The following is a 25,536-nucleotide window of genomic DNA, read 5'->3' as shown; positions in this document are numbered from 1 at the left end:
CAGTACATGAGGATTCAACCATGCCGGAGCAAAATCCCACTCTGAGCGAGCGACTGTTCTCACAGGTAGAGCAGGTACAGGAGACGTCCACCATTTCTTTTGCCGGACGCCGGGAGCAGCAGCCGGAGCAGATTGCCCCTTATGTGGACGGCGCTCATCTGCCCGGCTTCTACCGGCTGCAAAAACGGGCCTTCTGGCGCTGGCAAGGCACCGACAGCATTGAAATAGAATCGACTCTGGCACGGATTGCCATGGCCGCCGGCCCTCGTTCCGTGGATCACTGGCTGGATACGGTGTCGGAATACAAGAGTGGGAACTGGGTATTCGAGTGGAGCCAGTTGGGAGCCGATGCCTATCGGGCCGGCATGGCGGTGATGGCCACCGAGCCGGTGCTGGCGCGCCAGCAGTTGCTGGCGGCGGCCCGTTATTTTTCCCTGGCGAGCTATCCCCACCTCAAGGGTGATGTGCTCAGCCTGCAGGCGCAGCTGCTCGCCAACAAGGCCTACCGGCTGGCCGGGCAACTGTTGCCGGTGCCGCTCAAGGAACTGCGCATTCCCTATAACGGCAAAGAGGTACAGGGCTATCTGCATCTGCCTACCCAGGACAAGCCGTCGCCCCTGGTGATCGTCAGTGGCAGCCTGGACAGCCTGCAGCTCGATTTCTGGCGCTTTTATGAGGAATACCTGGCACCGTCGGGGATTGCCATGCTGACGGTGGACATGCCGGGGGTCGGATATTCCTCCCATTGGTCGCTGGTGCAGGACAGCAGCCGGCTGCATCAGGCGGTGCTGGACTATGTACCGCAGATCCCCTGGGTGGACGAACGTCGGGTTGGCGTGCTGGGAGTGCGCATGGGGGGAAATGTGGCGGCGCGGCTGGCCTTCCTCGAGCCCTTCAAGCTGCGCACCGTGGTCAGCATCGCCGGTGCCACCAATCTGTTCTTTACCGACCGTGATCGCTTTATGCAGACCCCGGCCATGCTCAGGGATACCATTGCCAACCGGATGGGGCTGCGCAGCAACGACTGGGAGCAGGTTTATTATCATTGCCAGGGATTTTCCCTTAAAACCCAGGGCCTGATGGGGCACAAGACCACGGTGCCCCTGCTCAGTATCGGCCACAAGCGCGACTTTATCTGTCCGGAGCGGGACATCCAGGCCCTGGCGGCCTCCAGCCGGGGCGGGCAGGCACTGGTGCTGGACAAACTGCCCCTGTTCGAAGTCTATGGCCAGGCCCTGGCGAAGGCGCGGGACTGGTTGCTGACCCATTTATAGTCTCCGGGAAGGCCGGGAGGTCGTTTTTTGTGAGCAGGGTCGCGGCCGGCCTTTACCCTGGGACGAAAAAACGTTACATATAGGCAAGTTACCAGGGAGGCTGCATGACCACAGACAAGGTTACTCATCATAAGTTAGTGCGAAAGTTTGCCGCCATAGGCCCCTATCTGCGGGAGCGTATGTCGAATGAATCCCACTATTTTTTTGACTGCTTGGCCGTCTGTGCCAGCGCCAAGGCGGCGCCGGAAAAGCGCGAGTTCTGGGGCTGGTGGTTGACCCTCACTACCCAGGATAATGAAAATTTCGAGTTTCATTACCAGCTCGGTTTTTATAACGCGGCCGGGCAGTGGCAGCCCCAGGCACTACCGAAAAAGCACGAAGAGGAAGTAGTGCGTACCCTGCGGGATTTTTACGATAAGCTGGGGGTATGCTTGGAAAGTCTTTCACTCGGTATCCGACCTTCCCCCGCCCTGGGAGAAAAGCATCTGCTGAGCGCAGCCTGAGGCCGGCATCGGCGTTACTGCTGTGGCCATGATGATGCATGGCCCGGATTTCCACCTCGTTTTATTATCTGCCGGCGATGCCGGCATTGCTGTTACTAAGGAGCCGCAGGGCGTTCCATGAAAGGCAAAACCATCGTTGTAAAACTGGGCACCAGTGTGCTGACCGGCGGTACCCGCCACCTGGATAGGGCACACATGGTGGAACTGGTGCGCCAGTGCGCCAGCCTGCACCGGGCCGGCCACCAGATCATCGTGGTGACCTCGGCGGCCATTGCCGCCGGTCGTGAGCATCTGGGCTTTCCCGCGCTGGCCGGCACCATGGCCAACAAGCAGATGCTGGCGGCGGTGGGGCAAACCCAACTGATCCAGAGCTGGCAATCGCTGTTCAACATCTACGGCCTGCATGTGGGACAGATACTGCTGACCCGGGCCGATCTGGAAGACCGGGAGCGCTACCTTAATGCCCGCGATACCCTGCGCGCCCTGCTGGATAACCGTATCATCCCGGTGATCAATGAAAACGACGCCGTGGCCACCAACGAGATCAAGGTCGGCGACAACGACAACCTGTCGGCGCGGGCCGCGATCCTGGCCGAGGCGGACCTGCTGATCCTGCTGACCGACCAGAAAGGATTGTTCACCGCCGATCCGCGCCACGATCCCAAGGCGCAGTTGATCGAGGAAGTACAGACCATCGACGACACCCTGCGCAAGCTCGCCGGCGGCAGTATCAGCGGCCTGGGTACCGGCGGCATGGCCACCAAGCTGCAGGCGGCGGACGTAGCCCGCCGGGCCGGCATCGACGTGGTGATCGCCACCGGCCAGGTGCCGGAGGTGATCGGTCGACTGGCCGAAGGCGATCGCATCGGTACCCGTTTCCCGGCCCTGGCCACCCCGCTGGAAAGTCGCAAACGCTGGATCCTGGCCGGACCTCCTCCCCACGGCGAAATCCATATCGATGCGGGTGCGGTCAAGGCGGTCAAGGAAAAGGGCTCCAGCCTGCTGCCCAAGGGCATAGTGCATATTGAAGGGCGCTTTCGCCGGGGCGAAGCCGTGCGCATCGTCAATCCCGAAGGGCGGGAGCTGGCCCGGGGTATCTGTCGTTACGACGCCCTCGACCTGAACCGAATCAAAGGACAACACTCAGAGCAGATTGAATCCCTGTTGGGCTATGGCTACGGCAGCGTGGCCATCCATCGGGACGATCTGGTGCTCTTGTAGGAGAACATATGAACCTGGAACAGATGGGGCAGGCCGCGCGCGCCGCCGCTTACACCCTTGCCGAAACCCCCACCCGGGCCAAGAATGATGCCCTGCTGGCCATGGCCGAAGCGCTCGAGGCCGCCGAAGCCACTATTCTGGCCGCCAATGCCAAGGATCTGGACGCCGCCCGCGCCGCCGGCATCAATGAGGCGATGCTGGACCGGCTGATGCTGAACCCGGCCCGGCTCAGGGCCATTGCCGACGACGTGCGCAGCGTGGTGCGGTTGCCGGATCCGGTGGGCGCCGAGCTGGACTCCCGGGTGCTGGAAAACGGCATGCGGCTGTCGCGCCGGCGGGTGCCGCTCGGCGTGGTGGGGGTGATTTACGAAGCCCGCCCCAACGTCACCATCGACATCGCCGCCCTGTGCCTGAAGACCGGCAATGCCAGTATTCTGCGCGGCGGCCGGGAAACCTTCCACACCAACCAGGAACTGGTCAAGGTGATCCAGCAGGCGTTGGCGGTGAGCCGGCTGCCCGCCGGCTGCGTGCAGTATATCGGTGAGCCGGGGCGGGAGTGGGTCAGCGGTCTGCTCCGGCTCGACAAGTATGTGGACATGATCATCCCTCGCGGCGGCCCCGGCCTGCACCAGCTGTGCAAGGAGCAGTCCACCATACCGGTGATCATCGGCGGCTTCGGCATCAGCCATACCTTCGTGGACGACAGTGCCGATCTGGTGCGCGCCATCGAGGTTATCGACAACGCCAAGACCCACAGGCCCAGCGCCTGCAACGCCCTGGATACCCTGCTGGTACACCGGGCGGTGGCGGCCGAGCTGCTGCCTCGTTTGAGTGCGCGCATGGCGGAGAAAGGGGTCGAGCTGGTGGCCGATGAGGAAGCCCTGGCCCTGCTGCAGTCCGGCGCCGCCAAGGTGCGGCCCGCCGCCGACGGTGATTTCGACACCGAATGGCTGGGCCTGATCCTGGGGGTGAGGCTGGTGGCCGATGTGGACGAGGCGCTGGCACACCTGCGTGATTATAACGCCAGCCATTCCGACGCCATCCTCACCAACAGCTTGGCCAATGCCGAACGTTTTATCAACGGTGCGCCCTCGGCCGCGGTATACGTGAACGCTTCCACCCGCTTTACCGACGGCGCCCAGTTCGGCCTCGGCGCCGAGGTGGCGGTGTCCACCCAGAAGCTGCATGCGCGCGGCCCCATGGGCCTGGAAGAACTGACCAGTTACAAGTGGATTGGCCAGGCGGATTACCTGATCCGCCAGTAACGGCGGCCCCGGCCGGGCCGGGGAGATATTGAGAGGGGGATGTTATGCCATCCAAGCTGTTGGATGCCCTGCTGCTGGCGATGCCGCTGTCGCCGACCCTGGAGTCGTGGCGACAGCACCTTAAATGCCAACTGCCTTACCCGGTGCAGGGAGCACAGACGTTGTTTATCGGCGAACCGCCCCTGGCGATAGTGGCGTTTCAGCACGACAGGGCGGAAGTGCTGCTGCCAGCCATGGAGTGGCGCCACCACGATATCCATACCGCCAAGCCCCGCTCCCTGGGCGTGGTGGAGGCGCGTAGCGGCAGCCTGGAGCAGTTGCTGGCGCTGGTGGAAGAAACGGTGGCACTCCGGCTCAAGTCGTTCCGGGAGTGCAGCAGCTGCGGTAAACTCTGTGCTCCGGAGAGCCTGGGATCGTTGCAGGGGGAGCCGGTGTGCCGGGACTGTATCAAGGGCCGGCGGGTATTGTTTTGAATGCGGGGACTAGGGATTTTATCCTTTCAGTCCCCAGTCCCCAGTCCCCAGTCCCCAGTCCCCAGTCCCCAGTCCCCAGTCCCCAGTCCTTAATCCCTGATTTTAGCCAGCCACAACCGCAGGTACATGCCCGGCAGGGTGGTAAAGCCGGTGGTGGCGTATTTGAGTTCGCCCCGGCTGGCCACCATCAGGGTAGGGGTGGCCTGAATGCCGAGCCGGCGGGCCAGAACGTTGTGCTCGTCGTTGACTACCGCAAAATCGTAGCCGTGGTGGGCCATGTAACCCGCCACCCTGGCATCCGGTCCCGAGGCGATGGCGATGCTGATCAAGGGTTCGCCCACCAGGTTGACCATGGGGGAGACGAAACGGCAGACCCCGCACCAACTGGCCCACAGGTAGATCAACACCGGTTCCTCCTGACTCAGGGCGGCCAGATCCAGTTCCTCTCCCTCCAGGGTGACCAGGGGGCCGAGTACTGCCAGTTCCGTCGGCATATCGCGGCTGCGCCACAGGTCCACCGCCGAGACCACCACTATCAGCAACAGCAGATAGCCGAAAGTCGAGAGCAGTCGCTTTCGCCAAGGGCGGCTCATGGGCGGGCCTCCTCAAGCGCGTCCAGGACCTGGCCGGTGGTCAGCAGCACCTCGAGTTCGCGCCCCCGCGGCAGGCCGGGCCCGAACACCTGGTTGAAGGGAATGCCGGCCCTGTTGTAGGTGCGCAGGTAGTCGGTAATCATCGGGTTGGGACGGGTCCAGTCGCCCCGCATCAGAACGATATCTTCTTGCTGCAGGGCGCCATAAACCGGCTCCCGCAGCAGTACCCCTATCTTGTTGGCCTGGCAGGTGATGCACCAGTCGGCGGTGATGTCTACGAATACCCGTTTGCCTGCCGCCACCTCCTGCTCGATACGGAGCGGATCCAGTGGCTGCCAGACCAGTTCATCCTGGAGCGGGCTGACCCAGCGGGACTGGGTCAGCAAGGCGAAGCTTCCCCCCAGGGCGCCGAGCAGCAGGATGCCGGCGAGGCCGAACAGCAGCCCCCGGGCGCCATAGCGTCGTAGCAGGGACCACAGCGGCAGCAGTACCAGCAGGGCTACCAGGGCCACGGTGACAGGCGTGCCGAGGACAGGAGCCAGCAGCGACAGCAGCCACAGGCTGGTGGCCAGCAGCATCAGTCCGAACAGCCATTTCACCCTGAGCATCCAGGGGCCGGGTTTCGGCAACCATTGTACAAAGCCGGGAAACAGGGCCAGCAGCAGCCAGGGCAAGGCCATGCCCAGCCCTAGACCGGTAAAGATGGCGATCAGTACCAGGGGGGAAGAGGCAAGGGCAACCGCCACCGCGGTGCCCAGGAAGGGGGCGCTGCAGGGCGTGGCGAGCAGGGTGGCGAACATGCCCTGCAGCAGATGGCCGCCGTTGCCACGGCCGGAGCGGGTGGCCAGCCAGGTATTCAGGCCCGAGGGCAGACGCAGTTCGAACAGGCCGAACAGGTTGAGGGAGAACAGCGCGGTAACCAGCAGCATAAAGCCGATAAACGCCGGCTGCTGGAACTGGATGCCCCAGCCAAGTTGAGCGCCGGACCAGGTCAGGGCCAGCATGAAACCGGCCAGCAACCAGAACGACAGCAGGATACCGGCGGCGGACAGCAGCAGCGGGCGGCGCACCTCGGCCCGGGAGCGGTGGCCCAGCAGCAGGCCGTTCAGCTTCAGTCCCAGCACCGGCAGCACGCAGGGCATGATATTGAGCACCAGGCCGCCGATCAGGGCGTAGAACAATACCAGAGGCAGGGAGATCCGGGCGGCGACGGGGAAGAGATAACCGGCTTCGATCTGTCCGGCGAGCTCTTCCGCCAGGCCCTGATCGGTGGCGGTGATCACCACCACCTGCTGGTGCAGATCCAGGTCGGGATCCCAGCTGCCGACCTTGAAGCGGGCTTCCAGGCGCTCGCCTTCGATACTGAGCCGGGGCTGGCTGAAGATGCTGTTGTCCAGCTCATCCACGAACACCGCCGGTTGCTGCCAGCCGCGGGGATTGTGCAGGCTGACCGCCAGCAACTGCTGCTCCTTGTCCCATACCAGTTGCTCCGCCTGCACCAGGCTGGCGGGTCTGGGCACCCGGGATACCGCCTGTTGATAACGGTGATAGAGGGTCTCGTCGGCCAGGGGATCCGGCTCCAGGGGCAACTGGAGGTGGTAATCGGTCAGTACGCAGATGGTGGTACAGCTCGGCAGGGTCAGGGTGGCGTCGAGGAATGTCGGCCGCTCGGCGTCGGCCGGGGTCAGTTGCAGGGGGAAATCCACGTCCTGCTGATAGCCCTGGGTTTCGACCCCGAGCAGGGTGAAACGACTGGGCAGCGGCCATTGCCAGTTGACGTCGAGCAGGTTGTCGGACGCCAGCCAGTCCAGCCGGGGCGCGATGCCGCCTTCACCAGGCGAGCGCCAGTAGGTTTTCCAGTCGTCGGCCAGGCGTACCTGCAACAGGGCTGGATAATAATTGTTGGCGGCATCGAAGGGGCCGGTTTGTACCAGCCGTACCTGTACCGGCGGGTGTTCGGGGGCCTGCAGCCAGCCGGTATCGGCGGCGAGCAGCAGGGGTTGCGGCAAAAGCAGCAGCAACAAGGCAATAATTCTGGTCACTAAAAGTCTCCGGTCGGTTAACGCAAGCTTACAAAAGAGTGGCGTTAACCGCTATTCCCGAAATACACACAGCAGGAGATGCCTTCTTCGGCGGGGGCCGGGGGGAGAGCATGAGGGGCGGGAAAAAGTGTCGACCGGCGGTGGAAGCCAGAACCAGAGTGAAAGCACGAACAACAGACCGAGCAGTACCGGCTCGATTTGGTTCCAGGCTTTGCCCAGCAGCTGTCCGGAGTGCTGGCAGTGGCCTTCGCCGGGAGCGGAAGAGGCAATATCCGCGGCCATGGCCGCGGGGGCGGCCTGGCCGATGCGCTGATTCAGGCACAGGCAGGTGACTACCAGCACCAACAGCAGGGCCAGCCAGGCGGAGTGGCGTTGCATCAGCCGAGGACCAGCCACAGGGCCACGCCCAGCATCAGGGAGCCGGCGATACGGTTCATCAACTGCACCTTGCCCTTTTGCAGCAGCACCCGGCTCAGGGTGCGGCCGCCGCTGGCGTAAAGCAGCAGGCACAGGAATTCGAGCAGCAGGATGATGGACACCAGGGTGATCAGCTGGCCGGTCAGGGGCGCCTGGTTGTTGATAAAAGGCGGCAGCAGGGCGATGAAGAAGGCCCAGCCCTTGGGGTTGGCGATGGCGGTGATAAAGCCCTGGCTTACCAGGGTGGGGATAGGGATATGGCGGGGCCCCGCATCCACCGGGCTCAGGGCCAGCTTGCCCTTGGAGCGCCACAGCTGGATGCCGAGCCAGGCCAGGTAGAGGCCGCCACCGTATTTGAGCAGCAGGAACAGCTGGGGATATTGCAGCATCAGGGCCGCGACCCCGATCACCGCCAGGCAGGCCACCAGGCCCACGCCGGCCAGTTCACCCAGCATCATCCACAGCGCCCGCCGTACCCCCACCGTCATGCCGAGCGACAGGGCCAGGGTCATGCACATGCCGGGGGTGACCGACACGAAGAAAAAAGTGGGAACAAACACCATCAAGATTGGAGCGTTAATAGGACACCTGCCTGTATATTCTTATCGACTGCCCATAATGTACGTCATTTTGGTATAAAGGACAGAGATCAGGCGGTGAAAAGTCCCCAGTCCCTGCAACAATCTAAATAACTGCTCCTAAATGGTGCTACATCGGCCGGGCACCGCACGCAGACACGCCGTGAACCCATCCCTGGGGGCTCCACCGCGCCATCCCTGGCGCGGAGGGTCTGCTTAGCAGCCCCCGGTCGCTGCCGGCAGTGATCTGCTATTCGGAACAGCTATTTAGTCGCTGAAGCGAGGGCTGAATACCAGCCGGCCGGGCACGATGTCCATGGCCACCGGTACCGTCTTCAGCCAGCCGTAGCGGCTGTCGTCGAGCCGGTAGACCGGCTGGTTTTCCAGCACGGCGCGCACCAGCTGCATCATGCCGGCGGAGGCGGCGGCCATGTCACCCTGGTAGCCGAAGGCATCCACCTTGCTCTGCAGCAGGTTGAGATCGCGGATAAAGATGGCGTTCTGCTGGCGGTCGTACACCGGCCGGCCTTCTATCGCCAGGTCGAGCTGGGCGGGGATGCGGGCCACCAGGGCGTTGATGGCGGTTTCGCCCTTGAGGTTCAGGCGCACCACCTGGCGGTTGTCGGGGCCTATCTGCAGGTTCAGGTTGTCGATCCGGGTCTGCACCAGGCCCTGGGTGAAGCGCGGCGCCTGCTCTTCCAGCAGGGTATAGAGGGATCTTTCTATTTCGCTTTCCGCCACGCTGTACTGGCTGACGCCGGCGCAGGCGGTCAGCAGCAGGGAAAAGAGAACAATAACGGGCTTGAACATGGTACATCTCCTGGAAGCACAGGGCCGGCAGTGTAAGCCCGACCGGCCGTTAAATCAGCCGGCAGGCGATGTCTGTCAGGCAACTATTGGCGCAGCAGCCGATCCAGCTGATTGGCGAAGGCCTGGCGGTCGGCGGGGCTCAGGCTCGGCGGGCCGCCGGTCTGAACTCCGCTGGCGCGCATCGTATCCATAAAATCGCGCATGGTGACCTTGGCCCGGATGGTGCCCTTGTCGAACCGTTCACCGCGCGGGCTCAGCACATGCGCGTCTTTCTCCAGCGCTTCGGCGGCCAGCGGAATGTCGGCGGTGATCAGAATATCCCCGGCGGCGAGCCGGGCCACGATTTCGTTGTCGGCCACATCGAATCCCTTGGGCACCTGCAGCTGCTTTATCAGTGTCGAGCCGGGCAGGGGCAGGGGCAGGGGGTGATTGGCGACCATGGTCAGCGGGGTTTGGGTTCGCTCGGCGGCGCGAAACAGAATATCGCGAATCACCTTGGGGCAGGCATCCGCATCGACCCAGATTTGCATCAGTTACGCCGTCCCAGTGCCTGCTTGCGGTCGATGGCGTCTTTCAGCTCATAGGGATCGACCACCACCCCGGTGGCATCGGGGGTGGGGAAGACCGCCACCATCAGTTCGTCTTCTTCCATGCCGGGCACCCAGCGTGCCAGCCAGACCTTGAGGCTGATCGCTTCGGGCTTGCACTGGCTCCAGTCGTCTACCGCCCAGTCCTTGGCATAATCCGCATGGGGCCAGACCGGGATGCAGTCTTCATCGTCGTCCGAGGTCAGCATCATGCAGCCGTGCTCGTCGGTGAGAATCCAGATTTCTTCGTGTTCGCACACCCGGGCCACGAAATGGTTGAAGCGTTCATCATCCCGCATGGTCTGGGCGGCGGCCTTGTCGGCGGCGGTAAGGGTATAGCTCATGGTGCTGTCTCGTCCGGTGTTTTTCCTGCATGTTCACACCCGGAGGCCCATGTTGTCCAGCTTAAAGCGGCGGCCCTGGCCGAATTTGCTCCAGGCCTTCTCATGAAAGAAGTAGGCGACGGTGTTGACCATGGGTTCGACCAGGGCGATGAGCCCGCCGACCAGCAGGTCGCCGGACAGCAGGTAGGCCACGGTAAAGGCGACGGTAAAGTGCACAACGGCAAAGGTGATGGTCTTGTACATGATGTCATTCTCCGACTGGGATATGGTTTAAATGATAATGGTTATCACTTTATTATCCAGCGGTTCTTAATTATCAGACTCATCGGCAATTCCTATCAAACAATTGGCCTTGCAGGCCAATCGGACGTTTACAGCCGGCCCTTGCTCGGGATAGATTGAATTCAGTCTTTTTCGATAAAAACGAGCCTCCGGCTCAGCACAGCAATCAGGGTTACCCATGCATTTTCAAACCGACGATATCCGCATCAATGAAATCAAAGAACTGCTGCCGCCGATAGCGGTGCTGGAGAAGTACCCGGCTACCGATACCGCCTCGACCACGGTATTCGAATCCCGCCAGGCCATTCACCGCATTCTCACCGGCGAGGACGATCGACTGCTGGTGGTGATAGGGCCTTGCTCTATTCACGATCCGGCGGCGGCGGTGGAATACGGCAAGCGGCTCAAGCCGCTGCGTGACCAGTATGGCGACCGGCTCGAAATCGTGATGCGGGTCTATTTCGAGAAGCCGCGCACCACCGTCGGCTGGAAGGGCCTGATCAACGACCCTTACCTGGACAACAGCTTCCAGATCAACAACGGCTTGCGCATCGGCCGCAAGCTGCTGCTGGATCTCAACGATCTGGGCCTGCCCACCGCCAGTGAATTCCTCGACATGATCACCCCCCAGTACCTGGCGGATCTGATGAGCTGGGGCGCCATCGGTGCGCGTACCACCGAATCCCAGGTGCACCGGGAGCTGGCCTCTGGCCTGTCCTGTCCGGTGGGCTTCAAGAACGGCACCGACGGCACCATCAAGGTGGCGGTGGATGCCATCGGTGCCGCCAGCGCCTCGCACCATTTCCTGTCGGTGACCAAGTTCGGTCATTCCGCTATCGTTGCCACCGCCGGCAACCCGGACTGCCACATCATACTGCGGGGCGGCAAGGAGCCGAACTACAGCGCCGAGCATGTGGCGGCGGTGTGTGAAGGGCTGGACAAGGCCGGCCTGCCGCAGAAGCTGATGATCGATTTCAGCCATGCCAACAGCAGCAAGCAGTACCAGCGTCAGATGGTGGTGTGCGAGGACGTGTGCGCGCAGCTGGCCGCGGGCCAGCAGGCCATCATGGGGGTGATGGTCGAAAGCCATCTGGTGGCAGGGCGCCAGGATCTGGAAGAGGGCCGGGAACTGACCTTCGGCCAGAGCATTACCGACGCCTGCATCGGCTGGGAAGACACCGAGGCCTTGCTGGCTCAACTGGCGGAAGCGGTCACCGCCCGGCGCCAGGCCTGAGCCGATAGTTGCACATTAAAAAAGGAGCCGAAAGGCTCCTTTTTGCTATCAGGCCAGAGGTAGGCGCAATGCCTCACCCCTCACGTATTTATTTCACTTCTGTGAATTCCAAAATTGTGATGTACTGAATTGGATATTTTGAGCTCTTCTCACAATATTCATCGCGACTGAGCACCATTGTTCATCTATATAGATATCGAAATACAATGTTATTTGCTACTGGATTGAAGCTTTAGAGAACAGTTTGCCAGGACCTGTGCCATTCTTCGGATTAAATTGATTACTGTGTCCAGGCATAGAGCATTTCTACACTTTAGGCCTTTACGGGCGGCCAGCGAAGCTTCCCGCGGCCGACGCGTAAAGCTTCCACCAATCTGGTATTACCCGGCAGCCGACCGGAGAACAGGCTGGGCTTTGGATCAATCGCCGGGTTCTTGAATGCGGCAACCCGCTGATACTCTGGTGTTGCCAGCCATGTCCGTCCGTCGCCTTCATCGGTAACGATCCGATAAAGGCCTGCAGGAGGCGAATCCGCGCTGTCGAGAAGACGCTTGTAGTGTTCGATCGACCACTTCTGAATGCCACCACTGAGTGCCTCGGTTCGGAACCGTGCCCATAGCGCCGCAGTCTCGGGCGTCGGCCAGTCACCAGCATCGGTATAGGCCGTGATCTCGTCGGATTCGAGCCAGGCCCGCATCTCGGCGGGCGTTACGAAGACAGGGTTGGTGTCTTCGATCGCCGCCATCGCCGCTCGGCGTGAAGGAAGACCCGCGCGGATCAACATTGACATCATGAACTGGGGGACGCCGGTTTCGAGTGCCGCTGCGGCTCCGCCCGCCACTATCTCCGGTAACCAGCCGAGAGACATACGTCGGGTGCGGACAGCTTCCAACGCCCAGACCAATCGGTAGGTGAAGGCCTCTTCGACCGCCCGCATGTTCTGTGGCCCGATCTTCGCGACATCCTCGCCAGAGACCCAACTGCGCAGGATGGCTTTCCAATTCGCCGGCAGTGTGTTCGCCTTGTCAGGTATGAAAGGCCGCATGAACAGCAGGCGTTCGCCGAGACTACCGAGGGCATTGGCTAGTTCGTCAATGTCGCCGCTCAGGGCAGCGGCGTCGGCTCGGTCGAGGAGTTCGGCCAGCTCATCGGCCATGGTGTCAATGGTCAGGCCAGCTTCAAGCCCGACACCCATAGCGAAATGTCCGCGTCGAGCCTCCGCTGTGGTGCTCTTCCAGATAAGATCGGCACGCGCCTCGAACACTCTCTTGTGCAATGGGGCGACGTCCTCATCCTCGCGGGCGATCTGCCGGGCCCAAAGCGATCCTTTGAGAGCCTCATCCAAGAGCTTCGGTAGGTCGGTGCGATCAGCATCGAGCGCTTCAATCAGACCGAACACGGTGGCATCGAGGCGTTCGACGATCTGTGCAAGCGGTTCTTCTTCAATGGTCTCCTCATCATCATCGCCGCCGCCTTCGTCGTCGCCATCAGCATCGTATTCTACACCGGCAGCCAGATGCTCGGCGACAGCGGTCTCTTCCTCAGGCGATTGCCAGGCTTCACGCGAGTTGGCGAGATATTCCCAGGCGTCATCGCGATCCAGGACGCCTTCGCGGGACAGTCGCTCGAGGATTTCCGCGACGATCTGGATGAGGCCGCTCTTCAGCGTGCGAGCCTTGGCGGAGGCGACCAGCTCTCGCCACTCCCTCTTTCGCCATTTGATCTGGTCGAACATCACATGGACGATGAGGCCTTCGACGTCCACAAAGGCGCGCCCGGCGCGGCCGGCGACGTTCGCGAACTCCTCGCCTGTGATCTTATCTCCTTTGCGAACCAGATAGGGCACCAGCATTACCGCAGCGTTGAGATTGAGGCCCTGCGATAGCGTCGGCGATGCGACGATGACCTTCAGCACACCTTCGAACAGCAGGGCCTCCAGCTCACGCAGGAACGGGCTTGGCAGCCGGCCATGGTGTATGGCCACACCCACCTTCAGGCAGGCGACGGCGGGATGGTCTTCACCCAGCCACTCCCTGCCGACTTCCATGGCGCGGGCAATCGGCACCTTATCCTCCAGCAGCGAATCCAGATAGCCGCGCCTGCAAAGATCCACAACCTGCTTGCCGAAGCTCTCGACCCAATTCGCCTGGGTAGAGAAGATCAGGGTCCGCTTGCCCTGGCTTGCAAATTCCCATGCTGCGAACAGGGCGAGATGCGAATTCTTGCGCGGATAAGGCTTCTTCTCTCTCCCCCGTGCAGGTTTCTGCACGACGAATTTGTCGAGGAAAGGACCATCATCGTCGAGGTCGAGCCGAAGAAGCGCGTCCGTGCCCCGCCAAGTGAGCGCGCCGAACCGCTGCCGCGTGGGACGCCAGTCGGAACGCACCGGCTCCCCGGGTTCATCGGAACGTATCCACGCTGTGAGATCGTCGAGTTCATCGCCGCTTGGCAGTATGGCGGAGAGACAGACGATCCGCCGTTCGCTCGCGTCCGCTCGCCGAAGCAGGCGTTGCACCAACGTTTCGTAGCGGATCTCACGCTCGCTCGGGCCAATTATGTGGCCTTCGTCAAGAACGATAAGGCCGACATCGTCGATCAGAGTTGGGTCGCTTCGCAGCGCGAAATCGAGCTTCTCGGGTGTTGCGATGATAATCTCACGGGTACGAAGCGTGTCTTCATCGCCAGCCGAAAGGCCGCTGGCCCCGTAAAGGGAGGAGACGCTGAAGCCGAGGGGCGCGAATGTCTTTCTGAAGGTTCTCTCGGTCTGCGCCGACAGGGCGCGCAGCGGTGTGACAATCAGGACCCGGCGCGTCGACGACAGGGTCATCAGTGCGGCGATCTCGGCGACACGCGTCTTGCCGGCGCTGGTCGGCAAGGCGACGACAAGGTCATCCGTGACATCGGTGGAACGCTGTGCTGCTTCGCGCTGCGATGGCCATAGCTCGACCTCGGAAGTCTTGCGCGCATAGAGTGACGAGATGAACAGCCGGCGCAGGTCCGGATATATTTCCTCCGTTCCTTCCGGCGGTTCGGTCGGCAGATTCTGGTGCAGAGAATGCTGCCACAGGTCGTCGATCAGGTGGCGACACAGGTTTGAGATCCACCATAGTGGAACGTTCCCCGCATTGTCCGCCAGGCTGATCGCGGTCGTGAGCAGAGCTTGTGCAGCTTCAACTGGCCCTGATTCGCCAGTCTCGAGTGCGAAATCAAAATGGGCCAAGGCTCGGCAGATCGTCGTGTTGAGGATGGTTGACAGCACCTCATCGACATCGGGCTCTTCACCTTGCAACTTCTCGACGATCCGCTCATCCTGGTAGGCTTCGTCCTGCAACCACTCGCGAACGAAGCCGCGTAATTGATCAAGATCGCGCAAAATCAGGTGCTGGATCGTCGTTTCGCCGGGCGAAGTGTTGAGATCATCCGCAATCTCGTTGAAGAGCGAATAGGCAACGGCTGAGAAGCCGGCGAGGTGATAGGCTGCGGCCGCTATGGTGCGACGAAAGCCACGATCAGGCGACTCCGGATCACCGTTGCGAACCAGGGCTTCGAAAGCGTTGGCGGCACGCTCGAACGCCTTACTGGTCAGCTCCGAACTGCCTGCCTGAGCACGCAGGGCCATTGCGCCCCGAAGTAGGGCGAAGCCGTGTTCGGCAAGATCAGTTTCGATCGTCGCGCCGAGCGGCGGCGCATTCGGTGGCAGCACACCGTTTTCGCGCATCAGTGACCATGCCGCGCCGCGATAGAGGAGGCGTCCAAGGATGCCATCGACGGTCGCAGTCGTCAGGAAGGTGGTCAGCTCGTCAATCGTTTCCAAGGTCTTGCGCATCCTCATACATGGCTGCAATGAACTCCTGATGATCTTCGACGTGGATGTTTACGACGTACTGATCTCGATTGGAGTCTGTTGCCTCAAGGTCCTGTTTCAACGAAGCGTGTGGACCGTTGCCCGACACGGTGAAAAGCATGTGGTCGATGCGATCCGCGCGGAGGGACTTCAGGCCCACTTCGTCGCGAAGGCTGCGGCCCAGTGTGTTGTCGTCTGGGTCGTTGCTCTCCAACAGACGGTTGGCGACAAACAGCAGAGAGTCGGGCGTGCAGCGGCCGTTGTCGCGGTTGAGCACCTTGCGAGCGCTCTTGACAGTAGTCTTACCGAGTACCTTGTTGCTCTTGGCTTCGCCTTTCAGGAGCCAGAGCTTTTCGTCCTTGCCGCCATATCCGGCGCCGATGAAATCGTCGCCGCGCATCGCCATGTTGCGCCCGTCCTTATAACGGAGACGGCGCACTGGGACGCGCAGGCCGATCTCTTCCTCAACCAGCTCAGTTGCTAGAATTTCGCCGAGATCACCTGACCGGCCCTTGGGCGTCAGGGGCATCGCCTCGCTAAGGATCTTGGCTGCGACCTTGTAGCCGAGCCGATCCACATCCTCGGCAATACGTTCCAGCCGGTCGTAATGCGAGCGGATCGTCTCCGCCAAGTCATCGTGGATTTCGTCGCGGCCACCATCCTTCTCGACATAAATCCAGTAATGCTTGCGCTTGTCCCTTTCCTTTGTGGACTCGCACCACCGCTCATATAGCCCCATAGTCTTTCTTCCCTGTTGAATCAGTTCCTGTTCTGATTACGGTCATAGCATTTTTACCTGCAGTGGGAGAAAAGGATCAAGCTAATTGGGCTCTTTTTGTGGTTGCCATGGGGCTGTTGCTGGCCAATCATGGCAGGTAACAGCTTAGAAAAGGACATCTAAAACGACACCACAGTGCGATGCACATCATCCCCTCAATGGGTAATTTGCTTATGCCGGTACGGAGCATCCCCAAGAACTACAGAAACGTCACCGGGCTGGCCGCCCACAGTAAGGCCGTTGGCAAGGTGATGTTCGAGTCAACGCTGGAGCGTGACTTCCTTTCCCTGCTGGAGTTCGACCGGGCGGTCGAGAGTTTCGAGGTGCAACCTGTCCGGCTGAACTGGCTGGATGACAAGGGAAAGGTCAGGTCTTATACGCCGGACGTACTGGTGCACTACCAGGACGGATGCCGGATACCGACGCTTTGGGAGGTGAAATACCGGGACGATCTCCGCGCACACTGGCTCGAGTACAGACCCAAGTTCAGAGCTGCGGTGCGGTACACCAGGGAGCGGAGATGGCGGTTCAGGCTGGTGACGGAACAGGAGATCCGCGGGGTGCGGCTGGACAATGCCAAGTTTCTGTTGCCCATCCTGAGACGCGGTTGTCCCGACTCCGGTGACGTCTATTCTGTCCTGGATAGTTTGCGGCTATCAGGCAGTTCCACCCCGGCCCATCTGTTGGCTTCGCTCAGCGCGGACGAGCAGGAAAGAGCTCGTCTGTTGCCGGTGCTTTGGTATCTGGTGGCGGCAGGACAGGTGGGGACGGACCCCGGAGAAAAGCTGACGATGGTGAGCAGGATATGGAGTGCTGACGCATGAGCCGGAGAAAGCTGCTGGACCTAAGTCCGGGCAAGGCCGTTGCCTTCAATGACCATCCTTACCGTATTGTGGAGGTGCTTTCGCTCACCGAGGTTCAACTGGTGGATGAGACGACCAGGGAGACCCTGACTGTGCCTGTGTCTGATCTGGCGGTGCCGGAGAAAACCAAACAGGCAAGGCCGGATATCAGCACGGTGGACGAGAAATCCTGGGCGCTGGCCAAGTCCAGGCTGGAGATACTCAAACCGCTGCTAAACCGACCTTCCCGGACCCGTGCCGAGGTGGCTGCCGTTGCCGCGAAACACTCGCTGCACGTCAATACCCTCTATGTCTGGCTTCGGGCTTATGAAGGCAGCGGTCTGCTTTCGTCCCTTCTGCCCAAAGGCCGCAGTGATAAGGGGCAGGGAAGGATAAACGAAGAGGTGGAGGAGCTGATCCGGGAGGCTATTGCGGCCGTGTATCTCACCAGGCAGCGCAAGTCCCAGCGGAAGGTGTGCGATGAAGTCCGACGCCGTTGCCTGGAGAGGGGGGAGTCTCCGCCACACGACAACACTGTCAGGAACCGTATCAGGGCCCTGTCGGGAGAGCTGGTGGTCGCCAGGCGCTTGGGGCGCAAGGCCGCGGATCTTGATTACCGGCCCCACGAAGGCCAATTCCCTGGGGCTGACTGGCCCCTGTCCGTGGTGCAGATAGACCACACCAAGATAGATATCATATTGGTGGACGACCATTACCGAAGGCCGGTCGGCCGGCCCTGGATCACTCTGGCGTTTGACGTGTTCAGCCGCGTCGTGACCGGCTTCTACGTTTCCTTTGATCCGCCGAGCGCCATGTCGGTAGGCCTTTGTCTGGTGCATTCCTTCCTGTCCAAGGAACGCTGGCTGTCAGGGCACGACGTCAGGAGCGACTGGCCCGTGTGGGGGCTGCCTGCGAAGATCCATGCCGACAACGCCAAGGAATTCAGGGGGGAGATGCTGCAGCGAGCCTGTGAGGAATACGGCATCGATCTTGAGTGGAGGCCCGTGGGTCGTCCCCAGTTCGGAGCCCACATTGAAAGGGCCCTGGGTACGCTCTCAAAGGAGATCCACGAGCTGCCTGGAACCACCTTCTCCAACACCAGGGAGAGGGGAAGTTACGACTCCGAAGGAAAAGCTGCACTGACGTTGACGGAATTCGAAACCTGGCTGACTACTTACATCGTTGACGTCTACCATCAGAAGAGGCATTCCTCACTGGGTGCCAGCCCTATGGCCGTCTATCAAAAGGGCATCTTTGGCGATGATAACAACCCTGGTTCCGGGCTGCCCGCCAAGGTGGCAGACGAGGACCGGCTGAGACTGGATCTGATGCCGTTTGAACTGCGTACCGTGCAGGATTACGGAGTCGTCATCGACGAGATCCATTATTATCACGACGTATTGAGAAGGTGGATTAACGCTCCTGATCCGGCCGAGTCAAGACGCAAGCGCAAGTTCATGTTCAGGCGGGATCCAAGGGACGTCAGCATCGTCTGGTTCTACGATCCCGAGCTGCAGAGCTACTACCCGATTCCTTATCGCGACACTTCACATCCCGCGATCAGCGTATGGGAACTGCGCGAAGCCAGGAAGGCTGTTCAGGCCGAGGGCAGAAAGGATATCAATGAGAGGGCTATTTTCGATGCTTATGAGCGGATGCGGGAGATAGAGCTCAAGGCAGTGGAGAAAACCAAATCGGCAAGGAGGGCTGCCCAGCGGCGGCGGTTACATGGCTCCGCCGAGCGGCCGGTGGCAGGCGTTCAGGATGTACCGATCCCTCCCATAGGATTCGGGCAAGAGCCAGAAATCCTGCCGTTCGATGAAATGGACGATATGGCATGAACGATCTCGAGCATCTCAACGATGGGGCCAGAACCCTGCTTGCGCTGCCGGACGGGGATCGCATCCTGAAGATCCGCTCCGAACGCTGGATAGGCTATTCCAGGGCCAAGTCCATACTGGCCAGACTGGAGGAGTTGGCCGCCTATCCCCGCACGCACCGCATGCCCAATCTGCTGCTGGTCGGCGACACCAACAACGGCAAGACCATGCTGGCAAGGCGCTTCGTCCAGGCCTATCCGGCCCGGGACAATCCCGCCGGCGACAACGTCCTGGCTCCCGTGATCCTGGTTCAGGCACCGCCGGTGCCCGACGAGGGACGATTCTACAACGCCATACTGGAGTTGCTCTTCGCCCCCTACCGGCCGAGTGAAAGGGTGGACAAGAAGCAGTTTCAGGTGATGAAGCTGCTGCGCTACGTGGAGCTCAAGGTGCTGGTTATCGATGAGATACACCACATCCTTGCCGGCAACCTCAACAGACAGAGGGCTTTTCTGAACGTCCTGAAGTACCTAGGGAACGAACTGCAGATAAGTATTGTCGGCGTCGGAACCAGGGACGCCTTCAGGGCCATACAGACGGATCCCCAGCTTGCCAACCGGTTCGAGCCCATTGTCCTGCCGAGATGGGAGCCGGACAACGATTTCCTGCGGCTGCTGGCGAGTTTCGAGCGGATGCTCCCCCTGCGCAACCCTTCCCGGCTGCACGGTGCCGAGCTTTCTGCGCGGCTGTTTGCCATGAGCGAAGGTTACATTGGCGAGCTGTCCCGGGTGCTGACCGAAGCGGCGGTCCACGCCGTGCTGAGCGGCAGGGAGCGGATCGACCTCAAGACCCTGGACGACATCGGCTGGACACCGCCGTCCGAGCGTAAGCGCCGTATCGACAGGATATATTGACATGCTTTCGGGAACCCTGTGGCCGGCCCATCCCAAACCCCAGCCCGGGGAGTGTCTTTCGTCCTGGCTGGTGAGATGCGGTCATCACAACGGCCTCAAGGTCCAGACCTTCTGTGACCGGGTGTTCGGCAAGGAGCACCAAGTCTGGAACAGGGATGTTGATCGTCTGGCACCGCTCTGGCTTCTGCAGGTTATCACGGCGGGAACAGGCGCCTCCCGCCACTTGGCTGACAACACCACCATGAAGCTGTTCGAGGGCCGGCTGTTCGAGCACCGCAACAAGGGGGGGCAACTGCGCTGGGTGCTGCTGCTTGGGCAATACCACCGCCTGCACCGAGGGTTCGGCATGCAGTACTGCCCGCTCTGCCTAAGGGAGGACAGCGAGCCGTATTACCGTCTTTCCTGGCGGCTGGCGTTTTACACTTTCTGCCCCTATCATCAGACCCTGCTGCTGGACCGGTGTCACGCCTGCGGCGCCCCGGTCGTATTCCACCGCATCGAGCTTGGCCGGCCGGGACGGTATGACACGTCCGGCCTGGATGAGTGCTGGCAGTGCCAGACTAGGCTGGGTGACTTCCAGCCTCTGCCCCTGGACAGATGGCATCAGGGGGTGTTCCAGCGCTGGGAGCGTTGGCTGAGGGCGGTGGACCGCCAGTTCGTGAACTCCGGGCGTATTGATTACGGATGCATGGCGCGTCTGCACGAGATTTGCCGCCGGATAGTCTCGGAACACAAGTTTGCCGACCTGCAGCGCAGCCTCTGCCTTCGCAGCGGACAACCGGTGCTGCCGCTGAGCGTGAGCCGGCGGCCGTTTGAGCACAGGGCACTGCCTGAGCGGCACTACGTGCTGGGACTGGCGTGGTGGCTGATCTATCGGCAGCTGCGTAACAGGTGAATATGCTTGCCAACCCCCCTCTAACCTGGCAACCTGGTGCTAGTTAAACTTGGCGGTAAAAATATGACTACATTTGTTGATTTGTTCTGTGGTGGCGGCTTTGGAGCGCGAGGGGCGGTTATGGGCGGTGGAAGGCCTCTTTTGGGACTCGATGCCTGGGATTTGGCTACCCAGACATACAAGGCCAACTTCCCTGAGGCTGATGTTATTACCGAACGTATCGAGAATGTAGACATAGCCGGTCTTGGTGAAAAATATCGTCCGGATGTATTGCTGACTTCACCCGAATGTACTTCCCATTCTATAGCGCGTGGAGCAAAGCCAGGCTCGGAAAGAAGCCGGGAAACGGCGATGGGGATAGTACCGTGGATCGAGGCTATGGAGCCCCGCTGGGTCATTGTGGAAAACGTAAACCGCATGAAGAAATGGCAGCGGCACAATGAGCTGGTGGGAACTATAGAGCAATTCGGTTATACGGTGAGTGACCTGTATCTTAACTCGGCTGATTTTGGCGGTGCCCAGGCCAGGAAACGGATGTTTCTTGTATGTGACAGAGAGGGCTCTCAAGTCACTGCTGAACAATTGATCGCCGTAATGGATCGGGAACCCAGGGCTGCACGGGATATCATCGACTGGAACGGTGCCTACCGGGCCAGCCCCCTTTACAGGAATGGGAGGGCACAGGCCACTTTGCAGAGGGCGGAAAGAGCGATGGCCGCTCTTGGTCGTGGTGTCCCCTTCATTATTGTCTATTATGGCTCTGACTACGCTGGCGGCTGGCAGACAGTCGACGTGCCATTGCGCACGGTTACCACAATTGACCGCTTTGGGCTTGTGACCTGGAACGGGGATACCCCTTATCTGAGAATGCTGCAGCCGGCAGAGCTGTTGCGGGCGATGGGAGCGGGAAGGGGGCATGAACTCCCTTACGGCAGCCGCAGGGAAAAGGTCAAACTCTGCGGGAATGGTGTCTGCTCTGATGTTATGGTTGCAATATTCCTCTGGATTCAGATGCAGCAAGGCGAACTTCAGGTACAGGTTGTTGATCAATAAAGAACTAGGAATGATGGATCTGGTTGTTGATCAGATCTACAGTGGAAGCCGTAACGGCAATCACTCGGATGAAGTCTTGCCCAAGCTGCTTGGCGTTGATAACGGTGCCGGTTTCTTCCGTGATACCAAGTTTCTCGGATTGGCTGTACCTGGTGCGAAAGGGATGACCGCAGATGAAGACCTTACCGCAGTATGGCGGACAACGTCAAATGGGGTAAGGTTTCAGAATTACCGCTCCATTTTTACAATATTGAATGTAGCAGTGGTCAGTAGAAAATGGATAGAGGATGCCCAAAACGGCAATGCACGTACATCCAGCCATGCACCTAAGGAATGGCTGGAATGGGTTCAAAGGCGTAGATATTTACCTCTTATCTGTGAATCAGGAAAGACAATTCGGACCCCCAAAGAACAAACCGATTTAACCAAAGAAGAAAAGAAAATCATATCCTATATCCATGGCAGATATAAGGATAAACATAATGCCTATAAGTTTGAAGTGATTGCTGCAGAGATAGTCTCTCTTGCCATGCCTGACGCTCGTAATATAATAGTTACCCGTCCATGGCGTGATGGTGGAAGAGATGCGGTTGGGAAGTATCTTATCGGCAGCGAAAATAGTGGAATAGAAGTGGACTTCGCAATGGAGGCCAAATGTTATGCAATAAACCATGGCGTTGGTGTCAAAGCGGTGTCAAGGCTCATTTCACGACTTCTGCACAGACAGTTCGGGATCCTGGTTACCACATCTTATGTTGGACAGCAGGCATACAGAGAATTAGTACAGGATGGGCATCCGGTAGTTATTCTCTGCGCAGTAGACATCGCCAAACTTCTCATTTCAAAAATTGGGCAGCTTGAGCAGATTAAGATATGGATAGAAAGCTGTGAATATTCAAGCTAAAATACCATCACTTAGACTTGGATGCCGTCATTGGCTTGGACAAATAGAAATGATGTATTTTTATCGGTGATAATCTATCTTGCCAGCCTCGTGAGGCTGCCAAAGCTAACTCACAGTGAAGATCGCTGCTATCGCTGGCTTTAGCATCGAAATCAAGGATGCAGTATGTTCCATTGCTCGTTCCATGAGCCTTCATATATGAGGGAAGTTGATGTTCTATCCCTCTATACAGATCTTGCGAATGAGCCAATTTGAATTCAGCGCATACCTTCATTAAGCCACAATTCTTAATAAAACCGAGGAACAGAAAGTCAAGGTTGCCAACACCTGAGGATGCTTCCGGAATTACCTCGATGGATGCAATGAAAAATTGGTCTGAAAGAAGAGCGTGTATTATTCCGTGAAGATCAGTTTCTTTCTTAGGTCTGCGATTTTTTATTTTTCTGTTGTTATAATTAATGTCAAAAAAAATATCCCTGCTAGGCATAGCATCAATTTTATCTTGCAGCATTGCCAGACCAGAATGAACTCGGGCAACGAAGTCCGATTCCTTTTCGTATTCTTTCGTAGGAAGTAAAGATTGCTCTCTGGCCCAGCGAATCAAATTATTGGGGGCTGGAATCGGGTTGATATTCATTGTTTTGCGAATGCTCGGTCCCTGAAATCCCCTTGGTCCCAATAAAAATGTCAGCCGGTCAGGCTCCCAAGATGCTATAAAGGTAGTATTGTTTGGTAGCTTTTTAAAGAACGATTCATCAACCTTTAATACATGTTGATTCCGCTGAAAAATCAATTCACCATTGATGAATCCAAGATTAAAGAAAAACCCCTTGTCTGCGATACGGAATATACAAAATTTGTATTTTGGAAAAACCTGCTCACTTAACCATATATCAACACTCCCAGTTGACCGGAGAAGGGCCTCAGCCGTAAGTCGCCCGCCTGCATTTTCATCTATATATAATTCAGTTGACATATTCCACTTTATTTTAAAGAAATCATACGTTGTACTGCATTTACACATGCAGTAGTATCTTTATTAATCTCATGTTCCCAAAACCTTATAACCGTCCACCCTAAACTTTTAAGTTTTTCATTAACAAGTTTATCTCTCTTGATATTTTTTTCAAGTTTTTGAACCCAGAACTCAGTCCGGGTTTTGGGCGTTTGGAAATGTTCAGGGCATTTGTGCCAAAAACAACCATCAACGAAGATAGCTATCTTCTGCCTGGGAAAAGTTATGTCTGGTCGTCCTGGTAAGGATGAACTAAGTCTGTAGCGCAGTCCTTTTCTCCAAAGGGCTTTACGAAGCAGTACCTCAGGGGTTGTGTTTTTACCCCTGATCCTCGACATGCAGTACTTTCTCTGCTTTTCATTTAGAACGTCAGTCATATTACATCATCGTATATCCAGGACGGCTAAGCTGGTTACTTAGCCAATGTGTTAGGTCTCTGGATATTTGCTCTCTCATTTTTGTTATATTTGCCAGTTTCAACTTGCTTTTTACTAGCTCATGTTCAGGAATTGAAAACATGACTCTTGAGTTAAACATCAATCTTTTGTGAGAGTTTTGAGTATCGGATATGGAGTCTGAGAAATCACAGCTTGACCAAAGGAATCCAATATTTTTATAAATACTATTCAATTCTTCGATCTGTTTTTTGTTTAATGATGTCATATCAACCAAGATTCCGGCACAGAATTTTTTCCATTCTGCCTTGTTTTGTGCATGATCACATGGTGGAGTGATATCGACGACGATACATTCAGAATTTTCTATGCACTGTTTTATAACCTCTCTATGTTCGCTGTGAGAATTTTCAATAGGAGATATAAAAGTGTTGATTATTAATCTCTCTCCCAATACATCTTCTTTTTGCTTGACTATATTTAACTCAGTTCCTGGAACGACCTGATGACATTCAGCTAATGACTCAAGGTAGCTATTATAAGCATATAAAGTTCCGGGGCCGGAGTTGTTCTGGGAGTTGTCAAAATGAAGGAACTTATTCATTTTCCTTTTCCACTCTTTAATGTCACTCCAGCCATTTTCATTTGAGTATTGGCAGATATCACATGTTTCATCCATATCACTAGTAACACGATCCAGTAACTGACTGTTCAGTATTCTGTACAGGGCATTACGAGCATTACTTGGTGTAATGGACTTCCCTGCTTCTGCTTTTGCAAGCTCGTACAATGCTTTGCCAACACGTTGTTCGAATCGCGCATCATACTTACCTAGTGACTGTAAATCTATTATTGTTTGGCTGACTGCTTCTGAAACGGAATTCTCCCAGAGAAATAAGGATCTTATTGCGCCATTTTGAATTGAAGCTGTTTCTACATCTGTTGTAAGATTTTTTTTCTGTTCTATTGTCATATCTGAATAGGGAAGGACTTCATTGTGATCATCTTTTCCTCCTGAAGTAAACTTACTCTTATCCAGAATATTTAGAGCATATGGACGCTTGTCTTTTGGTAGTTCCTTTATCAGATGTTGAAATAATTCTTGAGGGTAGTTTTTCCACATCTCAACATCTGCCCAAGTTGACCATGCAATCATTAGCCAAGGACCATTGTTATCTGGCAATAAATTTTCAAGGAAAGTGGCAGCCTTGTCGTAATCTTTTTTAGATGGTGACTGCATGCCTGTAAGATTTATATCTTGAATTACAATTTTTACTCGTTCAACCGGAATTCTACCTTTTTCTCTTTGATCTATAAGATGTTGCTCATCAGCCAAGAAAAATAGATTTGGAATGCATATATTTCTTAGTGCTTCTGAGATTGGACGACCATCTTCTTCTTTATCATCAATAATTAATGTTGTTCCATTAGAGCGCATAATAATTTTTATCCT

Annotated in this window: 24 protein-coding genes and 1 pseudogene; 12 read left to right on the top strand and 13 right to left on the bottom strand. The window is 57.8% G+C overall.

Going from position 1 to position 25,536, the window contains the following annotated elements:
- Nucleotides 1–20: 20 nt before the first annotated feature.
- From frsA to ACEVBK_RS14595, 5 genes are all read left to right on the top strand, one after another.
- Nucleotides 21–1,274, top strand: coding sequence for an esterase FrsA (gene frsA, locus ACEVBK_RS14615; protein ID WP_375055644.1), 1,254 nt, complete (start codon nt 21–23; stop codon nt 1,272–1,274).
- Between the two features lie 104 nt (nt 1,275–1,378).
- On the top strand, nt 1,379–1,777 hold the full coding sequence (gene crl, locus ACEVBK_RS14610) for a sigma factor-binding protein Crl (RefSeq protein ID WP_375055643.1): 399 nt from the start codon (nt 1,379–1,381) through the stop codon (nt 1,775–1,777).
- Between the two features lie 117 nt (nt 1,778–1,894).
- Nucleotides 1,895–2,998, top strand: coding sequence for a glutamate 5-kinase (gene proB, locus ACEVBK_RS14605; RefSeq protein ID WP_375055642.1), 1,104 nt, complete (start codon nt 1,895–1,897; stop codon nt 2,996–2,998).
- A gap of 8 nt (nt 2,999–3,006) precedes the next feature.
- A complete protein-coding gene (locus ACEVBK_RS14600) occupies nt 3,007–4,263 on the top strand; it encodes a glutamate-5-semialdehyde dehydrogenase (protein WP_375055641.1) in 1,257 nt (418 codons plus the stop codon).
- Between the two features lie 44 nt (nt 4,264–4,307).
- Nucleotides 4,308–4,736, top strand: coding sequence for a hypothetical protein (locus tag ACEVBK_RS14595; protein WP_375055640.1), 429 nt, complete (start codon nt 4,308–4,310; stop codon nt 4,734–4,736).
- 89 nt (nt 4,737–4,825) lie between these two features.
- On the opposite strand, the gene ACEVBK_RS14590 is transcribed toward ACEVBK_RS14595, so the two are convergent.
- The 8 genes and pseudogenes from ACEVBK_RS14590 to ACEVBK_RS14555 form a co-directional block, all read right to left on the bottom strand.
- Nucleotides 4,826–5,329, bottom strand: coding sequence for a protein disulfide oxidoreductase (locus tag ACEVBK_RS14590; RefSeq protein WP_375055639.1), 504 nt, complete (start codon nt 5,327–5,329; stop codon nt 4,826–4,828).
- Complete coding sequence (locus ACEVBK_RS14585) at nt 5,326–7,371, bottom strand: protein-disulfide reductase DsbD family protein (RefSeq protein WP_375055638.1); 2,046 nt, start codon at nt 7,369–7,371, stop codon at nt 5,326–5,328. The genes ACEVBK_RS14590 and ACEVBK_RS14585 overlap by 4 nt, the downstream gene beginning before the upstream one ends.
- Before the next feature lie 51 nt (nt 7,372–7,422).
- Complete coding sequence (locus tag ACEVBK_RS14580; RefSeq protein ID WP_375055637.1) at nt 7,423–7,749, bottom strand: hypothetical protein; 327 nt, start codon at nt 7,747–7,749, stop codon at nt 7,423–7,425.
- On the bottom strand, nt 7,749–8,351 hold the full coding sequence (locus ACEVBK_RS14575; RefSeq protein WP_375058582.1) for a LysE family translocator: 603 nt from the start codon (nt 8,349–8,351) through the stop codon (nt 7,749–7,751). The genes ACEVBK_RS14580 and ACEVBK_RS14575 overlap by 1 nt, the downstream gene beginning before the upstream one ends.
- Before the next feature lie 282 nt (nt 8,352–8,633).
- Nucleotides 8,634–9,176: a DUF1439 domain-containing protein gene (locus ACEVBK_RS14570; RefSeq protein WP_375055636.1), complete on the bottom strand. Its 543-nt coding sequence runs from the start codon at nt 9,174–9,176 to the stop codon at nt 8,634–8,636.
- Nucleotides 9,177–9,259: 83 nt separating this feature from the next.
- Nucleotides 9,260–9,706: a YaiI/YqxD family protein gene (locus ACEVBK_RS14565; protein WP_375055635.1), complete on the bottom strand. Its 447-nt coding sequence runs from the start codon at nt 9,704–9,706 to the stop codon at nt 9,260–9,262.
- Nucleotides 9,706–10,107, bottom strand: a complete 402-nt coding sequence (locus tag ACEVBK_RS14560) for a DUF2750 domain-containing protein (RefSeq protein WP_375055634.1) — start codon at nt 10,105–10,107, stop codon at nt 9,706–9,708. The genes ACEVBK_RS14565 and ACEVBK_RS14560 overlap by 1 nt, the downstream gene beginning before the upstream one ends.
- A gap of 81 nt (nt 10,108–10,188) precedes the next feature.
- A pseudogene (locus ACEVBK_RS14555) lies at nt 10,189–10,350 on the bottom strand (DUF2061 domain-containing protein); the annotation flags it as partial.
- A gap of 217 nt (nt 10,351–10,567) precedes the next feature.
- On the opposite strand from ACEVBK_RS14555, the gene aroG reads away from it, so the two are divergent.
- Complete coding sequence (gene aroG / locus ACEVBK_RS14550) at nt 10,568–11,623, top strand: 3-deoxy-7-phosphoheptulonate synthase AroG (RefSeq protein WP_375055633.1); 1,056 nt, start codon at nt 10,568–10,570, stop codon at nt 11,621–11,623.
- 313 nt (nt 11,624–11,936) lie between these two features.
- On the opposite strand, the gene ACEVBK_RS14545 is transcribed toward aroG, so the two are convergent.
- Nucleotides 11,937–15,449 carry a DEAD/DEAH box helicase gene (locus ACEVBK_RS14545; RefSeq protein WP_375055632.1) on the bottom strand — a complete coding sequence of 1,171 codons (3,513 nt, stop codon included), beginning with the start codon at nt 15,447–15,449 and terminating at the stop codon, nt 11,937–11,939.
- Nucleotides 15,424–16,206 (bottom strand): DUF1837 domain-containing protein, encoded by a 783-nt coding sequence (locus ACEVBK_RS14540; protein ID WP_375055631.1) that lies wholly within the window; start codon nt 16,204–16,206, stop codon nt 15,424–15,426. Before ACEVBK_RS14540 ends, ACEVBK_RS14545 begins: the two co-directional genes overlap by 26 nt.
- 197 nt (nt 16,207–16,403) lie before the next feature.
- On the opposite strand from ACEVBK_RS14540, the gene ACEVBK_RS14535 reads away from it, so the two are divergent.
- From ACEVBK_RS14535 to ACEVBK_RS14510, 6 genes are read left to right on the top strand one after another with little or no spacing between them, the layout of a single operon-like run.
- The gene (locus ACEVBK_RS14535; RefSeq protein ID WP_375055630.1) at nt 16,404–17,069 is read left to right on the top strand and encodes a TnsA endonuclease N-terminal domain-containing protein; all 666 of its coding nucleotides are present in this window, start codon (nt 16,404–16,406) and stop codon (nt 17,067–17,069) included.
- On the top strand, nt 17,066–18,928 hold the full coding sequence (locus tag ACEVBK_RS14530; protein WP_375055629.1) for a Mu transposase C-terminal domain-containing protein: 1,863 nt from the start codon (nt 17,066–17,068) through the stop codon (nt 18,926–18,928). The genes ACEVBK_RS14535 and ACEVBK_RS14530 overlap by 4 nt, the downstream gene beginning before the upstream one ends.
- Nucleotides 18,925–19,821 carry a TniB family NTP-binding protein gene (locus ACEVBK_RS14525; RefSeq protein ID WP_375055628.1) on the top strand — a complete coding sequence of 299 codons (897 nt, stop codon included), beginning with the start codon at nt 18,925–18,927 and terminating at the stop codon, nt 19,819–19,821. The genes ACEVBK_RS14530 and ACEVBK_RS14525 overlap by 4 nt, the downstream gene beginning before the upstream one ends.
- 1 nt (nt 19,822) lies before the next feature.
- Nucleotides 19,823–20,716, top strand: coding sequence for a TniQ family protein (locus ACEVBK_RS14520; RefSeq protein ID WP_375055627.1), 894 nt, complete (start codon nt 19,823–19,825; stop codon nt 20,714–20,716).
- A 36-nt stretch (nt 20,717–20,752) separates the two neighbouring features.
- Nucleotides 20,753–21,769: a DNA cytosine methyltransferase gene (locus ACEVBK_RS14515; RefSeq protein WP_375055626.1), complete on the top strand. Its 1,017-nt coding sequence runs from the start codon at nt 20,753–20,755 to the stop codon at nt 21,767–21,769.
- A gap of 10 nt (nt 21,770–21,779) precedes the next feature.
- A complete protein-coding gene (locus tag ACEVBK_RS14510; RefSeq protein ID WP_375055625.1) occupies nt 21,780–22,673 on the top strand; it encodes a restriction endonuclease in 894 nt (297 codons plus the stop codon).
- 7 nt (nt 22,674–22,680) lie between these two features.
- Here ACEVBK_RS14510 and ACEVBK_RS14505 read toward each other — a convergent pair whose 3' ends face one another.
- The 3 genes from ACEVBK_RS14505 to ACEVBK_RS14495 are packed head-to-tail and all read right to left on the bottom strand — an operon-like array spanning nt 22,681 to nt 25,521.
- Nucleotides 22,681–23,649 carry a hypothetical protein gene (locus ACEVBK_RS14505; protein WP_375055624.1) on the bottom strand — a complete coding sequence of 323 codons (969 nt, stop codon included), beginning with the start codon at nt 23,647–23,649 and terminating at the stop codon, nt 22,681–22,683.
- Nucleotides 23,650–23,657: 8 nt separating this feature from the next.
- Nucleotides 23,658–24,065: a very short patch repair endonuclease gene (locus ACEVBK_RS14500; RefSeq protein ID WP_375055623.1), complete on the bottom strand. Its 408-nt coding sequence runs from the start codon at nt 24,063–24,065 to the stop codon at nt 23,658–23,660.
- Between the two features lies 1 nt (nt 24,066).
- A complete protein-coding gene (locus ACEVBK_RS14495; RefSeq protein WP_375055622.1) occupies nt 24,067–25,521 on the bottom strand; it encodes a hypothetical protein in 1,455 nt (484 codons plus the stop codon).
- Nucleotides 25,522–25,536 lie beyond the last annotated feature (15 nt).

Origin of the sequence: Zobellella sp. DQSA1 (assembly GCF_041950555.1) — a bacterium.
Taxonomy (GTDB): domain Bacteria; phylum Pseudomonadota; class Gammaproteobacteria; order Enterobacterales; family Aeromonadaceae; genus Oceanimonas.
This window is presented reverse-complemented; position numbering and strand designations above follow the sequence as displayed.

Excerpts from the sequence above, each read along its gene's own strand:
- frsA (WP_375055644.1), top strand. The coding sequence starts at position 21 with ATGCCGGAGCAAAATCCCACTCTGAGCGAGCGACTGTTCTCACAGGTA.
- crl (WP_375055643.1), top strand. The coding sequence starts at position 1,379 with ATGACCACAGACAAGGTTACTCATCATAAGTTAGTGCGAAAGTTTGCC.
- proB (WP_375055642.1), top strand. The coding sequence starts at position 1,895 with ATGAAAGGCAAAACCATCGTTGTAAAACTGGGCACCAGTGTGCTGACC.
- ACEVBK_RS14600 (WP_375055641.1), top strand. The coding sequence starts at position 3,007 with ATGAACCTGGAACAGATGGGGCAGGCCGCGCGCGCCGCCGCTTACACC.
- ACEVBK_RS14595 (WP_375055640.1), top strand. The coding sequence starts at position 4,308 with ATGCCATCCAAGCTGTTGGATGCCCTGCTGCTGGCGATGCCGCTGTCG.
- ACEVBK_RS14590 (WP_375055639.1), bottom strand. The coding sequence starts at position 5,329 with ATGAGCCGCCCTTGGCGAAAGCGACTGCTCTCGACTTTCGGCTATCTG.
- ACEVBK_RS14580 (WP_375055637.1), bottom strand. The coding sequence starts at position 7,749 with ATGCAACGCCACTCCGCCTGGCTGGCCCTGCTGTTGGTGCTGGTAGTC.
- ACEVBK_RS14575 (WP_375058582.1), bottom strand. The coding sequence starts at position 8,351 with ATGGTGTTTGTTCCCACTTTTTTCTTCGTGTCGGTCACCCCCGGCATG.
- ACEVBK_RS14570 (WP_375055636.1), bottom strand. The coding sequence starts at position 9,176 with ATGTTCAAGCCCGTTATTGTTCTCTTTTCCCTGCTGCTGACCGCCTGC.
- ACEVBK_RS14565 (WP_375055635.1), bottom strand. The coding sequence starts at position 9,706 with ATGCAAATCTGGGTCGATGCGGATGCCTGCCCCAAGGTGATTCGCGAT.
- ACEVBK_RS14560 (WP_375055634.1), bottom strand. The coding sequence starts at position 10,107 with ATGAGCTATACCCTTACCGCCGCCGACAAGGCCGCCGCCCAGACCATG.
- aroG (WP_375055633.1), top strand. The coding sequence starts at position 10,568 with ATGCATTTTCAAACCGACGATATCCGCATCAATGAAATCAAAGAACTG.
- ACEVBK_RS14545 (WP_375055632.1), bottom strand. The coding sequence starts at position 15,449 with ATGCGCAAGACCTTGGAAACGATTGACGAGCTGACCACCTTCCTGACG.
- ACEVBK_RS14540 (WP_375055631.1), bottom strand. The coding sequence starts at position 16,206 with ATGGGGCTATATGAGCGGTGGTGCGAGTCCACAAAGGAAAGGGACAAG.
- ACEVBK_RS14535 (WP_375055630.1), top strand. The coding sequence starts at position 16,404 with ATGGGTAATTTGCTTATGCCGGTACGGAGCATCCCCAAGAACTACAGA.
- ACEVBK_RS14530 (WP_375055629.1), top strand. The coding sequence starts at position 17,066 with ATGAGCCGGAGAAAGCTGCTGGACCTAAGTCCGGGCAAGGCCGTTGCC.
- ACEVBK_RS14525 (WP_375055628.1), top strand. The coding sequence starts at position 18,925 with ATGAACGATCTCGAGCATCTCAACGATGGGGCCAGAACCCTGCTTGCG.
- ACEVBK_RS14520 (WP_375055627.1), top strand. The coding sequence starts at position 19,823 with ATGCTTTCGGGAACCCTGTGGCCGGCCCATCCCAAACCCCAGCCCGGG.
- ACEVBK_RS14510 (WP_375055625.1), top strand. The coding sequence starts at position 21,780 with ATGATGGATCTGGTTGTTGATCAGATCTACAGTGGAAGCCGTAACGGC.
- ACEVBK_RS14505 (WP_375055624.1), bottom strand. The coding sequence starts at position 23,649 with ATGTCAACTGAATTATATATAGATGAAAATGCAGGCGGGCGACTTACG.
- ACEVBK_RS14500 (WP_375055623.1), bottom strand. The coding sequence starts at position 24,065 with ATGACTGACGTTCTAAATGAAAAGCAGAGAAAGTACTGCATGTCGAGG.
- ACEVBK_RS14495 (WP_375055622.1), bottom strand. The coding sequence starts at position 25,521 with ATGCGCTCTAATGGAACAACATTAATTATTGATGATAAAGAAGAAGAT.